20 protein-coding genes are annotated in these 14,743 nt (G+C 41.6%); 15 read left to right on the top strand and 5 right to left on the bottom strand.

Annotated elements, in window-relative coordinates:
- Nucleotide 1: 1 nt before the first annotated feature.
- The 10 genes from rplO to EAE93_RS22355 all read left to right on the top strand — a co-directional run bounded on the left by rplO (nt 2) and on the right by EAE93_RS22355 (nt 5,772).
- Nucleotides 2-436, top strand: a complete 435-nt coding sequence (rplO, locus tag EAE93_RS22400) for a 50S ribosomal protein L15 (RefSeq protein ID WP_036781879.1) — start codon at nt 2-4, stop codon at nt 434-436.
- A gap of 7 nt (nt 437-443) precedes the next feature.
- Nucleotides 444-1,775 (top strand): preprotein translocase subunit SecY, encoded by a 1,332-nt coding sequence (gene secY, locus EAE93_RS22395; protein ID WP_036781877.1) that lies wholly within the window; start codon nt 444-446, stop codon nt 1,773-1,775.
- 32 nt (nt 1,776-1,807) lie between these two features.
- Nucleotides 1,808-1,924 carry a 50S ribosomal protein L36 gene (gene rpmJ / locus EAE93_RS22390; protein ID WP_002227352.1) on the top strand — a complete coding sequence of 39 codons (117 nt, stop codon included), beginning with the start codon at nt 1,808-1,810 and terminating at the stop codon, nt 1,922-1,924.
- A 149-nt stretch (nt 1,925-2,073) separates the two neighbouring features.
- Entirely contained in the window at nt 2,074-2,430 is a 357-nt protein-coding gene (gene rpsM / locus EAE93_RS22385) for a 30S ribosomal protein S13 (protein WP_036781875.1), read from the top strand.
- A gap of 15 nt (nt 2,431-2,445) precedes the next feature.
- Nucleotides 2,446-2,835 (top strand): 30S ribosomal protein S11, encoded by a 390-nt coding sequence (gene rpsK, locus EAE93_RS22380; protein WP_002919257.1) that lies wholly within the window; start codon nt 2,446-2,448, stop codon nt 2,833-2,835.
- 36 nt (nt 2,836-2,871) lie between these two features.
- Nucleotides 2,872-3,492 (top strand): 30S ribosomal protein S4, encoded by a 621-nt coding sequence (rpsD, locus tag EAE93_RS22375; RefSeq protein ID WP_011148773.1) that lies wholly within the window; start codon nt 2,872-2,874, stop codon nt 3,490-3,492.
- 25 nt (nt 3,493-3,517) lie between these two features.
- Nucleotides 3,518-4,507 carry a DNA-directed RNA polymerase subunit alpha gene (locus EAE93_RS22370; protein WP_011148772.1) on the top strand — a complete coding sequence of 330 codons (990 nt, stop codon included), beginning with the start codon at nt 3,518-3,520 and terminating at the stop codon, nt 4,505-4,507.
- 40 nt (nt 4,508-4,547) lie between these two features.
- The gene (gene rplQ, locus EAE93_RS22365; RefSeq protein WP_036781873.1) at nt 4,548-4,940 is read left to right on the top strand and encodes a 50S ribosomal protein L17; all 393 of its coding nucleotides are present in this window, start codon (nt 4,548-4,550) and stop codon (nt 4,938-4,940) included.
- Between the two features lie 135 nt (nt 4,941-5,075).
- Complete coding sequence (zntR, locus tag EAE93_RS22360; protein WP_036781871.1) at nt 5,076-5,492, top strand: Zn(2+)-responsive transcriptional regulator; 417 nt, start codon at nt 5,076-5,078, stop codon at nt 5,490-5,492.
- 79 nt (nt 5,493-5,571) lie between these two features.
- A complete protein-coding gene (locus EAE93_RS22355) occupies nt 5,572-5,772 on the top strand; it encodes an alternative ribosome-rescue factor A (protein ID WP_036781869.1) in 201 nt (66 codons plus the stop codon).
- A 228-nt stretch (nt 5,773-6,000) separates the two neighbouring features.
- Here EAE93_RS22355 and trkA read toward each other — a convergent pair whose 3' ends face one another.
- From trkA to def, 4 genes are all read right to left on the bottom strand, one after another.
- The gene (trkA, locus tag EAE93_RS22350; RefSeq protein ID WP_036781867.1) at nt 6,001-7,377 is read right to left on the bottom strand and encodes a Trk system potassium transporter TrkA; all 1,377 of its coding nucleotides are present in this window, start codon (nt 7,375-7,377) and stop codon (nt 6,001-6,003) included.
- Nucleotides 7,378-7,433: 56 nt separating this feature from the next.
- On the bottom strand, nt 7,434-8,723 hold the full coding sequence (gene rsmB / locus EAE93_RS22345) for a 16S rRNA (cytosine(967)-C(5))-methyltransferase RsmB (RefSeq protein WP_036781865.1): 1,290 nt from the start codon (nt 8,721-8,723) through the stop codon (nt 7,434-7,436).
- Nucleotides 8,724-8,794: 71 nt separating this feature from the next.
- The gene (fmt, locus tag EAE93_RS22340; protein WP_036814871.1) at nt 8,795-9,742 is read right to left on the bottom strand and encodes a methionyl-tRNA formyltransferase; all 948 of its coding nucleotides are present in this window, start codon (nt 9,740-9,742) and stop codon (nt 8,795-8,797) included.
- 23 nt (nt 9,743-9,765) lie between these two features.
- Nucleotides 9,766-10,278 (bottom strand): peptide deformylase, encoded by a 513-nt coding sequence (gene def, locus EAE93_RS22335; protein WP_036781861.1) that lies wholly within the window; start codon nt 10,276-10,278, stop codon nt 9,766-9,768.
- A gap of 133 nt (nt 10,279-10,411) precedes the next feature.
- On the opposite strand from def, the gene dprA reads away from it, so the two are divergent.
- From dprA to EAE93_RS22310, 5 genes are all read left to right on the top strand, one after another.
- Nucleotides 10,412-11,497 (top strand): DNA-protecting protein DprA, encoded by a 1,086-nt coding sequence (gene dprA, locus EAE93_RS22330; RefSeq protein ID WP_036814870.1) that lies wholly within the window; start codon nt 10,412-10,414, stop codon nt 11,495-11,497.
- A 69-nt stretch (nt 11,498-11,566) separates the two neighbouring features.
- Complete coding sequence (locus EAE93_RS22325; RefSeq protein ID WP_036814869.1) at nt 11,567-12,106, top strand: DNA topoisomerase family protein; 540 nt, start codon at nt 11,567-11,569, stop codon at nt 12,104-12,106.
- Between the two features lie 13 nt (nt 12,107-12,119).
- The gene (gene tsaC / locus EAE93_RS22320) at nt 12,120-12,689 is read left to right on the top strand and encodes an L-threonylcarbamoyladenylate synthase type 1 TsaC (RefSeq protein ID WP_036814868.1); all 570 of its coding nucleotides are present in this window, start codon (nt 12,120-12,122) and stop codon (nt 12,687-12,689) included.
- Between the two features lie 13 nt (nt 12,690-12,702).
- Entirely contained in the window at nt 12,703-13,521 is an 819-nt protein-coding gene (aroE, locus tag EAE93_RS22315) for a shikimate dehydrogenase (RefSeq protein ID WP_036814867.1), read from the top strand.
- A complete protein-coding gene (locus EAE93_RS22310; RefSeq protein WP_036814866.1) occupies nt 13,518-13,781 on the top strand; it encodes a DUF1488 family protein in 264 nt (87 codons plus the stop codon). Before aroE ends, EAE93_RS22310 begins: the two co-directional genes overlap by 4 nt.
- Here EAE93_RS22310 and EAE93_RS22305 read toward each other — a convergent pair.
- Nucleotides 13,757-14,302 carry a gamma carbonic anhydrase family protein gene (locus EAE93_RS22305; RefSeq protein ID WP_214040603.1) on the bottom strand — a complete coding sequence of 182 codons (546 nt, stop codon included), beginning with the start codon at nt 14,300-14,302 and terminating at the stop codon, nt 13,757-13,759. The two genes, EAE93_RS22310 and EAE93_RS22305, sit on opposite strands and share 25 nt — an antisense overlap.
- Nucleotides 14,303-14,743: the final 441 nt, after the last annotated feature.

The following is a 14,743-nucleotide window of genomic DNA, read 5'->3' as shown; positions in this document are numbered from 1 at the left end:
GATGCGCTTAAATACTCTGTCTCCGGCTGAAGGTTCCAAGCATGCGCCTAAACGTGTAGGTCGAGGTATTGGTTCTGGCTTGGGTAAAACCGGTGGCCGTGGTCACAAAGGCCAGAAGTCTCGTTCTGGCGGTGGCGTACGCCGTGGTTTTGAAGGTGGTCAGATGCCTTTGTACCGTCGTTTGCCAAAATTTGGTTTTACTTCACGTAAGGCGATGGTTACAGCAGAAGTTCGTTTATCTGATTTTGCTGCCGTTGAAGGCGATATTATTGATCTGAACGCATTGAAAGCCGCTAATATTGTTGGCACTCAAATTGAATTCGCGAAAGTTATTCTTTCTGGTGAAATCAATCGTGTAGTAACTGTGCGTGGCCTTCGTGTTACTAAAGGCGCTCGTGCTGCAATTGAAGCTGCTGGCGGTAAAATTGAGGAATAAGTAACAGATGGCTAAACAACCAGGATTAGATTTTCAAAGTGCTAAAGGTGGACTAGGCGAGCTGAAACGTAGGCTGTTGTTTGTTATTGGCGCGTTAATTGTTTTCCGCATTGGTTCTTTTATTCCTATCCCTGGTATTGATGCCACTGTGCTTGCCAAATTGCTCGAACAGCAAAGGGGCACCATCATTGAAATGTTTAACATGTTCTCTGGTGGTGCTTTAAGTCGTGCTTCTATCTTTGCACTGGGGATAATGCCGTATATTTCTGCGTCTATTATTATTCAGTTGTTGACGGTGGTTCATCCAACGTTGGCGGAGATTAAGAAGGAAGGGGAAGCTGGTCGTCGTAAGATTAGCCAGTATACTCGCTATGGTACTTTAGTGCTGGCTATATTCCAGTCAATCGGTATTGCTACTGGTTTGCCAAATATGCCAGGAATGCAAGGACTGGTGATCAATCCAGGATTTGCTTTCTACTTCACGGCTGTTGTGAGCCTGGTTACTGGGACTATGTTCCTAATGTGGTTGGGTGAGCAGATTACTGAGCGTGGTATTGGAAACGGTATCTCTATCATAATCTTTGCTGGTATTGTTGCGGGTTTGCCGCCGGCCATTGGCCATACCATCGAGCAAGCTCGGCAAGGCGATCTGCACTTCCTCCTGTTGCTGTTGGTTGCAGTGCTAGTGTTTGCAGTAACTTTCTTCGTTGTTTTCATGGAGCGTGGCCAACGACGTATCGTTGTTAACTATGCGAAACGTCAACAAGGTCGCCGAGTTTATGCTGCACAGAGCACACATTTACCGTTGAAAGTGAACATGGCTGGGGTTATCCCTGCAATTTTTGCTTCCAGCATTATTCTGTTCCCTGGTACCATAGCTTCTTGGTTCGGGGGAGGAACTGGTTGGAACTGGCTGACTACTGTTTCAATGTACTTGCAGCCTGGGCAACCTCTTTATGTGTTACTCTACGCGTCTGCAATCATCTTCTTCTGTTTTTTCTATACCGCGTTGGTTTTCAACCCGAGAGAAACAGCAGATAACCTGAAGAAGTCCGGTGCATTTGTACCAGGAATTCGTCCGGGAGAGCAAACAGCCAAGTACATTGATAAAGTAATGACGCGCCTAACTTTAGTTGGTGCGATGTATATTACTTTTATCTGCTTAATCCCGGAGTTCATGCGTGATGCGATGAAGGTGCCATTTTATTTTGGTGGTACTTCGCTACTTATCGTAGTTGTAGTCATCATGGACTTTATGGCTCAAGTGCAAACTCTGATGATGTCAAGTCAGTATGAGTCTGCATTGAAGAAGGCAAATCTTAAAGGTTATAACCGTTAATTGGTTTGCTTGAGAAGTTACGGAGAGTAAAAATGAAAGTTCGTGCTTCCGTCAAGAAATTATGTCGCAACTGCAAAATCGTTAAGCGTAACGGTGTCGTTCGTGTGATTTGTAGTGCAGAGCCTAAGCATAAACAACGCCAAGGCTAATAAAATAGCATATTTTTCTTGCAAAGTCGGTTTGAGCTGGCTAAATTAGCCAGCCAATCTTTTTTATATCACAGCAACACTGTTTGAGTATCCTGAAAACGGGCTTTTCAGAATGGTGTTGCGGTAAATAAATAACTTAGGAGTGCATAGTGGCCCGTATAGCAGGCATTAACATTCCTGATCAGAAGCATACCGTGATCGCTTTAACATCGATTTACGGAATTGGTAAAACTCGCTCCCAAGCTATTTGTGCTGCGGCGGGTATTGCTGAACATGTTAAGATCAGTGAGCTGTCTGAAGAGCAAATTGATAAGCTGCGTGACGAAGTTGCTAGATACGTTGTAGAAGGCGATTTGCGTCGTGAAGTAACCCTGAGCATCAAACGTCTGATGGATCTTGGTACTTATCGTGGTTTACGTCACCGTCGTGGTCTACCTGTTCGCGGCCAGCGTACTAAGACCAATGCACGTACCCGTAAGGGTCCACGTAAGCCGATCAAGAAATAATCGGGGTATTGTATAATGGCAAAAGCACCTATTCGTGCACGTAAGCGTGTAAGAAAGCAAGTCTCTGATGGTGTGGCTCATATCCATGCTTCTTTCAATAACACAATCGTGACCATTACTGACCGTCAGGGTAACGCTCTGGGTTGGGCAACTGCCGGTGGTTCCGGTTTCCGTGGTTCTCGTAAATCTACTCCGTTTGCCGCTCAGGTTGCAGCAGAGCGTTGCGCCGAAGCAGTGAAAGAATACGGAATTAAGAACCTGGAAGTTATGGTTAAGGGACCTGGTCCTGGCCGCGAGTCAACTATTCGAGCGTTAAATGCGGCAGGTTTCCGCATTACTAACATTACTGATGTGACTCCGATCCCTCATAACGGTTGTCGTCCACCTAAAAAACGTCGCGTTTAATAGCGTTTACTTTTTAGGTTCGATTGGAGAAAGAAAATGGCAAGATATTTGGGTCCTAAGCTCAAGCTGAGCCGTCGCGAGGGTACAGATCTATTCCTGAAGTCTGGCGTTCGCGCGATTGACACCAAGTGTAAATTAGAACAAGCACCTGGGCAGCATGGCGCACGTAAACCGCGTCTGTCTGACTACGGTGTGCAGTTACGTGAAAAACAAAAAGTTCGTCGTATTTACGGTGTTCTGGAACGTCAATTCCGTAACTACTATAAAGAAGCAACTCGTCTGAAAGGCAACACAGGTGAGAACCTGCTGAGTTTGCTGGAAGGTCGTCTGGACAACGTTGTTTACCGTATGGGTTTCGGGGCGACTCGCGCTGAGTCACGCCAAATGGTAAGCCATAAGGCTATCATGGTAAATGGCCGCGTTGTTAACATCGCTTCTTATCAGGTATCCCCGAATGACGTAGTCAGCGTTCGCGAAAAATCGAAAAAGCAGTCTCGTATCAAGGCGGCTTTAGAGCTGGCTGAGCAGCGTGAGAAACCAACTTGGTTGGAGGTTGATGCTGTGAAGATGGAAGGTGTGTTCAAACGTATTCCAGAACGTGCTGATCTGTCTGCTGACATCAACGAACACCTGATCGTCGAGCTTTACTCTAAGTAAAGCTTAGCACCAAAGAGAGGACACAATGCAGGGTTCTGTGACAGAGTTTCTAAAACCGCGCCTGGTTGATATCGAGCAAGTCAGTTCGACGCACGCCAAGGTGACCCTTGAGCCATTAGAGCGTGGCTTTGGCCATACTCTAGGTAACGCACTGCGCCGTATTCTGCTTTCGTCTATGCCGGGTTGTGCGGTGACTGAGGTTGAGATTGATGGTGTACTGCATGAGTACAGCACCAAAGAAGGTGTACAGGAAGATATCCTGGAGATTCTCCTCAACCTGAAAGGGCTGGCGGTAAGAGTTCAGGGAAAAGATGAAGTTATTCTTACCTTGAATAAGTCTGGCATTGGCCCTGTGACTGCAGCCGACATTATCCACGATGGAGATGTCGAAATCGTCAAGCCGCAGCATGTAATCTGCCACCTGACTGACGAAACTGCTTCTATAAGCATGCGCATTAAAGTTCAGCGTGGTCGAGGTTATGTGCCGGCTTCTGCCCGGATTCATTCGGAAGAAGATGAGCGCCCTATTGGTCGTTTGTTAGTAGACGCTTGTTATAGCCCAGTAGAGCGTATTGCCTACAATGTTGAAGCAGCGCGTGTAGAACAACGTACCGATTTGGACAAGTTGGTTATCGAGATGGAAACTAACGGTACAATCGATCCTGAAGAGGCGATTCGCCGTGCAGCTACTATTTTGGCTGAACAGCTAGAAGCTTTTGTTGATTTACGTGATGTACGTCAGCCAGAAGTAAAAGAAGAGAAGCCAGAGTTTGATCCGATCCTGCTGCGCCCTGTTGACGATCTGGAATTGACTGTCCGCTCTGCTAACTGTCTTAAGGCAGAAGCTATCCACTACATCGGTGATTTGGTACAGCGTACCGAGGTTGAGTTACTTAAGACACCTAACCTGGGTAAAAAATCTCTTACAGAGATCAAAGACGTACTGGCTTCACGTGGCTTATCTCTGGGCATGCGCTTGGAAAACTGGCCGCCAGCAAGTATTGCTGATGAATAACTAGATCACAGGTTAAGGTTTTACTGAGAAGGATAAGGTCATGCGCCATCGTAAGAGTGGTCGTCAATTGAACCGCAACAGCAGCCATCGCCAAGCTATGTTCCGCAACATGGCAGGTTCTTTGGTTCGTCATGAAATCATCAAGACGACTCTGCCTAAAGCGAAAGAACTGCGTCGCGTCGTTGAGCCGCTGATTACTCTTGCCAAGATCGACAGCGTAGCTAATCGTCGTCTGGCATTCGCCCGTACTCGTGATAACGAAATCGTGGCAAAACTGTTTAATGAGCTGGGCCCGCGTTTTGCGAGCCGCGCAGGTGGTTACACTCGTATTCTTAAGTGTGGCTTCCGTGCTGGTGACAATGCTCCGATGGCATACATCGAGCTTGTTGACCGTGCCGCTGAGCTTCAAACAGAAGTTGCGACTGCGGAGTAATCTGTAGGGGCATATAAAAGAACCGGGTTTATCCCGGTTTTTTTACGTTTGTATATAATGAATCTCTAACTTATTTCTTTTCATCCTGCTATGCTGATATCTTAAGTAATGTGATCTATTGTAGGAGATATAAAGATGTATCGTATTGGCCAACTGGCTAAATTAGCGAATGTAACTCCTGATACTGTGCGTTTCTATGAAAAACAAGGAATGATGGAACATCAGAACCGTACAGAAGGAGGATATAGACTTTATACAGAGCAAGATCTACAGCGCCTTCGGTTTATACGTTATGCTAAGCAATTGGGGTTTACATTGGAGGCTATTACAGAATTATTGTCTATCCGTGTAGATCCAGCACATCATACTTGTGAAGAGTCGAAGCAAATTGTAGATGCTAGGTTAATGGAAGTGGAGGAAAAACTTCTTGAAATGCGAAAAATGCGTGATTCACTTAAGATGTTAAGTGATGCTTGCTGTGGTAGCTCTCATATAAGTACTTATTGTTCTATTCTTGAAACGTTAGAACAAGGTGCTTTAAATAAGAAATAAGTAATTTTTCTTTATTATTGAAAATCCAGAGAGTACAATTGTTATGTTTTCAGATAAATTAATATTATAGAGGCATATGATGATTATATATCACCATAAAAAAGGTGTAATAAAGGACAATGCTCTAGAAGCTTTATTACGTGATCCACTATTTAAACAGCGAGTTGAAAAAAATAAGAAGGGAAAAGGAAGTTACCAGAGGAAAGAAAAACATAGTAAAGCAAGTAACTGGGAGACCAGTGGTAAGGGGTTATTAGATTCTTTACTACTGGTCTTTTAGTTTAATAGGTTAATTTCCTATTTTCCAGTAAGCTACTGGTTTCTAATAGTGATCTTGTTTCAGTAATCGATGCTGACGTCAGCAGCTAAATTGACAAAATTACTTTTCATAGTAAATCTGTAAAATAACTTAAAAGTTTTATCATATTCTTCTAATTAAAATAGGCCAAGTTGTATCAGTTATTGTGTTCGAATTATATGACTGGTACATGACTATTTCTTTGGTTTTTTAAAGGAAAAAAGGACTCGGTTGGAATAACTTCTCTACTTCGGGGACAAATTTCTTATCTGTAATAAACATAATTACATGATCTCCTTGTTCGATCACGCTGTAATCATTAGCAATAATGACTTCCTCACCGCGTGCTATTGCACCAATTGTAGTGCCTGGTGGTAATTTAATATCGCCTACAGCTCGACCAACAACCTTTGATGTGTTTTCATCTCCATGAGCAATCGCTTCGATAGCTTCGGCCACTCCGCGACGCAATGAGGAAACGCTTACGATATCCGCTTTGCGGACATGACCTAGTAGCGCGGATATTGTCGCTTGTTGTGGAGAGATTGCAATATCAATGACACCGCCTTGAACTAAATCGACATATGCACTACGTTGGATGAGAACCATGGCTTTTTTGGCCCCCATGCGTTTGGCAAGCATTGCAGACATGATATTTGCTTCGTCATCGTTGGTTAGAGCAATAAATACATCTACTTGTTCTACATGTTCTTCAGCTAATAACTCTTGATCGGAGGCATCTCCATAGAAAACAATGGTGTCATGCAATAATTCAGCTAGTTCTGTAGCTCTTTGTTGATTTCGTTCGATTAATTTAACCCTGTAATCTTTTTCGAGACGTAGTGCAAGGCCGGCACCCACATTACCACCACCTACGATCATAATACGCTTGTAGGGCTTTTCTAAACGTTGAAGCTCACTCATTACAGCACGAATATGTTGTGATGCAGCGACAAAGAAAACTTCGTCACCGGCTTCAATAATTGTAGAACCTTGTGGTCTTATTGGTCTATCCTGACGGAATATTGCAGCAACTCTGGTATTAATGTGTGGCATGTGCTCACGAAGTGAGGAAAGTGCATTTCCTACAAGTGAGCCTCCATAATAAGCTTTTACCGCAACAATACTTACTCGGCCTTCGGCAAAGTTAACAACTTGTAAGGCACCAGGATATTGAATTAGCTTGTAAATATAGTCTATGACAAGTTGTTCTGGTGAAATAAGATAGTCAATAGGAATATCATTAGGGAGAAAAAGTTTATCTGCTTCGCAGATATATTCTGCTGCGCGTATTCGCGCAACTTTATTTGGTGTATTGAATAAAGAATAAGCAATTTGGCATGCAATCATGTTAGTTTCGTCAGAATTAGTTACAGCAACTAACATATCAGCATCTTCAGCACCAGCTTCTCTTAATACCCTGGGGTAAGAGCCATGACCATTGACTACTCTGAGATCGAATTTATCTTGTAGTTGGTGTAAACGGTTAGGATCAGTATCGACTATAGTGATATCATTATTCTCACCTACCAGATTTTCAGCTAATGTACCGCCAACTTGACCTGCACCAAGAATAATTATTTTCATAGTATTCTCTAATTTATTGAAAACAAATAACTATCTCTATGAATTGCAAAGATATATTACTGTTTAATTAATCGAGCGTAAAAGAAACCATCGCCACCATTTAACTCAGGTATTATTTGTTTTCCCGGACAATCATTTGCTTCTGCTCCTGTTAATTTTGCATCTGGGTGGCGTTTTAAAAACGAGCTGATTTGCTGGCTATTTTCATCTGGTAGAATAGAACAGGTTGCATATACTAGCGTTCCGCCTTTCTTTAAGTATGGCCAGATTGCATCAAGAATCTCAGATTGTAATTGAACTAATTGAGTAATATCTTCCTCGCGGCGTAACCATTTGATATCAGGATGGCGACGGATTACTCCTGTTGCTGAACACGGGGCATCTAAAAGAATGCGGTCGAATTGCTGATTTTCTGCCCATTGTTCAGGGTGGCGTCCGTCACCGGTTTTTACTGTAGCGTGGCAATTAAGGCGTTGGAGATTTTCTTTTACTCGTTTGATTCTTTGCTCATCAATATCCACCGCTAATACTTGAGATTCTGGTGCTACTTCGAGGATATGTGTTGTTTTCCCTCCAGGTGCTGCACAAAGATCGAGAATTTTCTCTCCATTAGTGGGTTTTAGTAACTCGACACACTCTTGTGCGGATACATCTTGGACAGTGACCCAACCTTTGTCAAATCCAGGTAATATTGTTACAGGACAAGGGGAAATTATGCGGATAGCATAAGGTGATTTGGGCGTTGGTTCCGCATCAATTCCCGATTTATGAAGAAGAGCGAGATATTCATCCCGACTATGATATATACGATTAACTCTTAACCACATAGGTGGTTTTTTATTATTAGCATTAATAAATTGTTGCCATTGTTGTGGATAGGCTTTTTGGATTCGAGTTAATAGCCATACTGGGTGTAAGTGATGGCTGGGATTATTTTGTACACATTCCATTAACTGTAGCTGTTGTCTCTGAAATTGGCGAAGAACGCCGTTAATTAGCCCTTTTAATTGAGGATACTTCAGCGTTACGGCCCCATTTACTGTTTCAGCAAGTGCTGCATGGGCTGGGATGCGAGTATAGGCAAGTTGGTATATTCCAACCATAAGCAGGTAATGAAGAATACGTTGTTTACCTTTTAATGGTTTTGCCATTAGTTGACCTATTATCCACTCTAGTTGTGGTAATACGCGTAATACTCCGAAAGATAATTCCTGTAACAAGGGTTTATCTTTATCGGTTATATTTTGTTGCAGTTTGGGTAAGACTGTACTCAGAGACTGTCCTTGGTCCAGAACTTGATTGATTGCTTTTGCGGCAACACTTCGTAGATTATATGTGTTTTTCATAGTTAAAAAAAGCTGACACAAGCCAGCATTAAGAGAAAATTTGTGAGAATGCTTACAGCATAAAATAGTATTTAATTGATTTTATTGCCTGGTGTAAACCATTCACGTTTAGAGTTAAGTAGATTTGCTGCTGACATTGCTTTTTTACCAGCAGGCTGTAATTGAGTAATGTTCAGAATTCCATCAGCAGTGGCAATATAAATACCTTTTTTGTCTGCTTTTAATACAGTTCCTGGTTCTGCAGAAGTTTGTTCTTCAATGGCTTCTGCTTTCCAAACTTTAACAGGTTGCCCTTCCATCTCGAAAAAGCTCATGGGCCAGGGATTAAATGCACGAATACAGCGTTCGAGGTGGGTTGCAGATAGTTCCCAATCTATACGGGCTTCTTCTTTGCTTAGTTTTTCAGCGTAGGTAACTAAATTTTCGTTTTGAATTTCAGGTTGATTTTTACCCGATGTTATTAACGATAATGTTTCGAGTAACGCATCTGGCCCAATGTTGGCCAGTTTTTCGTATAAACTGGCGCTGGTATCCTCAGGTGTAATAGGGCAGCTTGCTTTATATAGTATGTTGCCAGTATCAAGACCTATATCCATTTGCATGATCGTTACGCCTGTTTCTGTATCGCCAGCCCAGAGCGAGCGTTGAATGGGGGCTGCACCTCGCCAACGTGGTAATAGGGAGCCATGTACGTTTAGGCAGCCTAATCTTGGAATATTTAAAACAGCCTTAGGAAGGATCAATCCATAGGCAACAACTATGAGAACATCAGGCTGTTGTTTTAGAATCCATTGTTGGTTTTTTTCTGAGCGTAAAGTAGCTGGCTGAAAAACGGTGATGTTACGTTCCTCTGCCAGTACCTTTACAGGACTGGGTGTCAGTTTTTTACCTCTTCCTGCCGGTCTATCTGGTTGAGTTAGAACGCCAACCACCTCATGCTTAGACATTAACAAAGCCTCTAAATGGCGTGCTGCAAAATCAGGTGTTCCGGCAAAAACAATACGTAAAGAATCAGACACGTTTATTTCCTGTATTAATTAATTTACTTGGTTCGGTTTTTTTGTTTGTCCAGTTTTTCTACTTTCTGGCGTATACGTTGGCGTTTCAGTGGAGATAAGTAATCCACAAAAAGTTTACCAATTAAATGGTCCATTTCGTGCTGAATACAAATTGCTAGCAGGCCATCAGCTTGTAATTCAAATGGTTGGCCATTGTAATCTAGGGCTTTGATTTTGACTTTTTCGGCTCGTGGCACCAGTGCTCGTTGCTCAGGAATAGACAAACAGCCCTCTTCTATCCCAGTTTCGCCACTTTTTTCCAGTAATTCTGGGTTGATAAGAACGAGACGCTCATTACGTGTTTCTGATACGTCAATAACAACAATACGCTGATGAATATCAACTTGTGTTGCGGCCAAACCAATGCCTTCTTCTGCATACATAGTTTCAAACATATCATCAATGATACGTCGAATCTCTGCATCAACTGTTTCAACTGGCGTTGCAATAGTGCGAAGCCGCTCGTCTGGGTAATGTAATACTTGTAATACTGACATATATGTTTAGATCTGCGTCCAAAATGTTAATGGTATTCTATGTCTATTCTAGACATTTCCCGTTTAGATTGACAGTATCGATTGCTAATTGAGCAGTTTAGTTTTGTCCGTCAATCTTAGCTAGGATGACAACATGGAAGCTATGGAAGTATGGTTGCGAATGAAGATGGTTTCTCATTTGGCAACAGAGAGAGCAGCAAATGTTGCAGAAAAATTATTACATTCCGGGAATCGTTATCTCGCTGTGCTGAAAGATAGTGGATTATCGTCAGCACAATCTCTGCAATTTACTAAAGTAAATAAAACCTTACTCGCCTCATGCCTTAAGTGGCTGGAACAACCAGAGCACCATTTATTGACATATTCTCACCCTTCGTATCCACCTCTATTAAAGCAGATACATACCCCTCCGCTTGTGCTTTTTGTGTCAGGAAAACCAAATACCCTTTTAAAGAAGCAGGTGGCGATGGTAGGGAGCAGGACAGCAAGCTATTATGGTGAGAAATGGGGAAGAGTTTTTGCAAGTGAACTGGTTGGATATGAGTTAGTTATTACTAGTGGTTTAGCTATTGGTATTGATGGTATTTGTCACCGAGCTGCATTGGATAGTGGAGGAGAAACGGTAGCTGTATTAGGTAGTGGGCTTGGGCAGATTTATCCTCATAGACACGGATCATTAGCAAAGCAAATTGAGGAGAATGGTGCTCTTGTTTCTGAATTTTTTCCGGATATGCCGCCGCGTGCAAAAAATTTTCCTAAAAGAAATCGGATTATAAGTGGATTAAGCTCAGCAGTGATTGTTGTAGAAGCGGGTCAAAATAGTGGCTCGTTAATTACCGCTCGTTGTGCCCTAGAACAAGGAAGAGATGTATTTGCATTACCAGGGCTTTTGGGAAATTCAGTGAGCGAAGGGAATCATTGGTTAATAAAGCAAGGTGCATATTTAGCTACAAACACAATGGATATTGTGGAACATGTTTACAGTTCACTACAATGGTTGAATATGGAAAGAACGGGGGAAGAAGTAAAACCGCAGTTTGAGCAAACTGAGTTGCCATTTACGGATGTGCTAGTTAACGTAGGAGCTGAAATAACGCCTGTTGATATTATTGCTCAGCGTTCTTCATTACCTATAACTGAGGTAATGACAAAGCTCCTTGAGCTGGAACTACTGGGTAAGGTGGCTGTGGTTGCTGGTGGTTATGTACGCGTGAGTTAAATTAACTGAATTTCCAGAGTCCTGTCCTGTTCAACGTCATATGAGAATAATTTTTTGAGTGAAAATAGTATGGCAAAAATGGTTCCTTTCTCTACTAATGAAACTGAATATTGCCCTGAATGTGGTTCTGTATTGGTTATACGTAATGGTATCCATGGCCCATTTCTTGGATGTTCTGGTTATCCATCATGTCAATATATTCGTCCATTAAAAGGGCAAAGTGATGGTCATGTGGTAAAAGAACTTGAAGGGCAGCTATGTCCGGCGTGTGGAGCCAATTTGATTTTGTGTCAAGGACGTTATGGAATGTTCATTGGTTGTAGTCGTTATCCTGAATGTGAACATGCAGAGCTAATTGATAAGCCGGATGAGACGTTAATATCTTGTCCGCAATGTAAACAAGGACAACTACTCCAAAGGAAATCACGTTTTGGAAAAATTTTCCATTCGTGTAACCGTTACCCTAATTGCCAGTTTGTATTAAATAATAAGCCAATTGAGGGTAAATGTATGTTTTGTTCTTATCCATTGCTGGTGGAAAAACGTACATCACAAGGTGTAAAATCATTTTGTGCCAGTAAATTGTGTGGAAAACAGCAAGTAAATTAAGTAGAGTAATAAAATGGGCAATGAAGCATTATCTGCATTTGAGAATGTATTAACTGCATTAAAAGCAGAAAAAGTGATTTCCTATCCGACTGAAGCTGTTTTTGGACTTGGATGTGATCCTGATAGTGAAAAAGCGGTAAATGAACTGCTTATATTAAAGAAACGTCCTTGGCAGAAAGGGTTGATTCTTATCGCAGATAATTATGAACAATTACAGCCATATCTTGATGATAAACTTTTAACAGAAGCACAAAAAGAAGTTATGTTTGCTTGTTGGCCAGGGCCTGTAACTTGGGTAATCCCTGCCAAATTCAGTACATCTAAATGGCTGACTGGGCAATTTACTACCTTGGCTGTCAGAGTTAGTGATCATCCTTTGGTGAAACAGTTATGTACTTTTTATGGCAAGCCATTGGTGTCGACAAGTGCAAATTTGAATGGTCTTGAACCATGCAGAACAGTAGAAGAAGTTAGACAACAGTTTGGAGATAAGCTTCCTATATTAAATGGAGATGTTGGAGGTCGGAAAAATCCTTCGGAAATTCGGGATGCTTTAACTGGTGAACTTTATCGTCAAGGATAGGAGAGGAATCAATATGGATCAATTTGCCGTCTTTGGTAATCCTGTTGCGCACAGTAAATCTCCGCGTATCCATCAGTTATTCGCTGGGCAAACAGGTATTGAGCATCGTTACGGGAAAATTCTAGTGCCGATAAGTAAATTCGAAGAGGCATTGGATGTATTTCTTAAACAAGGAGGTATAGGAGCCAATATTACTGTTCCATTTAAAGAACAAGCATTTATTCGGGCAAATGAATTGACTGAACGAGCAAGACTCAGTGGTGCAGTTAATACTTTGAAATTATTGGATAATAATAAATTGCTTGGTGATAACACGGATGGTATAGGGTTATTAACAGATTTGATACGACTTGGGTTTATTACTCAAGGACAACATATTTTGATCATTGGAGCTGGTGGTGCTGCAAGAGGTGTTTTATTTCCATTATTAGAATTTGGTTGTGAAATTACAATAACAAACCGCACGTTTAGTCGCGCTATACAGGTTGCTAATGATTTTTCGTCAATAGGTAATATTCGGCCTATTGAGATGAAAACACTGAATAATCCTGAATTTGAGCTCATTATCAATGCGACTGCATCTGGTATTAACGATGAGATTCCTTCTATATCTCCATTCATATTTAATGAAAATTGTGTCTGTTATGACATGTTTTACCAGGCTAATTTGACGCCCTTTATTTCCTTTGCTAAGAAGCATGGTGTTTCTCGTTATGCGGATGGATTAGGAATGTTAGTAGGGCAAGCTGCTCATTCATTTAAATTATGGCATGGCGTATTGCCTGAAATTACACCTGTATTGCTAACATTGGAACAGGAATTACATTCGTGAATCAATCTATTCAATTTCCTGATCGAGAAGAGTGGAACGAGCAAGAACGGATAGTCATTTTTCCCGCACTGGTAAATGGATTACTGGTTCAATGCGTTATAAGCGCCGAGGATCTTTTATACCGTTATGGAACGAAAGATCATCATCCACTAAGTCTTTTTCGACAAAATCGTTGGGATATAGAAGAGGAATTCGAATTAGTAATTAATAACGAGGATGATGATCGTTTGGGACGTTACATATTATCTTCCTGCAAATAGTTATTTTTCAAATTAACGTAGTGGCTTGCTGAATAACATAGTCCTTTTAATTCTTCAGGTTTTAGTTTTCTGACCTGACGGGCAGGGCTGCCGATATAAAGGTACCCACTTTCTAATATCTTGCCTGGGGCTACTAGGCTGCCTGCTCCAACAATAACGTTATCTTCGATCACTGAACCATCAAGTAAAATAGAGCCCATACCGATAAGTACTTGATTACCGATAGTGCAGCCATGAAGTATAACTTTATGCCCGATAGTGACATCATTTCCTACAATTAAAGGGAAACCATGAGGATTGTCTGTTGTTTTGTGTGTCACATGTAATATAGAGCCATCTTGAATGTTAGTACGTGTACCAATAGATACATAATTAACGTCCCCACGGATGACAACTAAAGGCCATATACTGACATCATCAGCAAGTCTAACATCACCAATGATTACACTAGACGAATCTAGCATAACGTTCTGACCAACTTTGGGTTGAATATTAAGGTAACTGCGTAGCGTTTCGGACATGTATACCTCTGATGAGAAAATTGAGATTTACTTTTAATAAGATTTTAGTGAGGAAAATACCAGTATGCAATGAAAGAAACTTATTGAATTGGGCTATGTTGGTTTGAATTTTGCTCAAAAAGAACAAGTATTAGCCTGTTGGTGATAAATGTGAAAAAAAGTATTGTATAAAAATCTGAGCTCCCTATAATGCGCCACCACTGACCGACACAACGCTGATAAACATTGTGACGTCAGGCAGAAGGAAAGCGAATAAGCGCTTGACTCTGCGGGCGAAAGGCGTAGTATACGCAGCCCGGCTGAACGAGAATGTTATTTTTTGATTCAGCCTGCTCTTTAACAATTAATCAGACAATCTGTGTGGGCACTCACAAGACCGTATCACAAAAAAATACGTTTTAAAGTCTTGAAGAGTGAACAACAGTTAATTCATTACGAACT

Source organism: Photorhabdus akhurstii (assembly GCF_018448925.1).
GTDB lineage: Bacteria > Pseudomonadota > Gammaproteobacteria > Enterobacterales > Enterobacteriaceae > Photorhabdus > Photorhabdus akhurstii.
The sequence above is the reverse complement of the archived record's forward strand: the minus strand, read 5'-3'. Positions and strand labels throughout refer to the sequence as shown.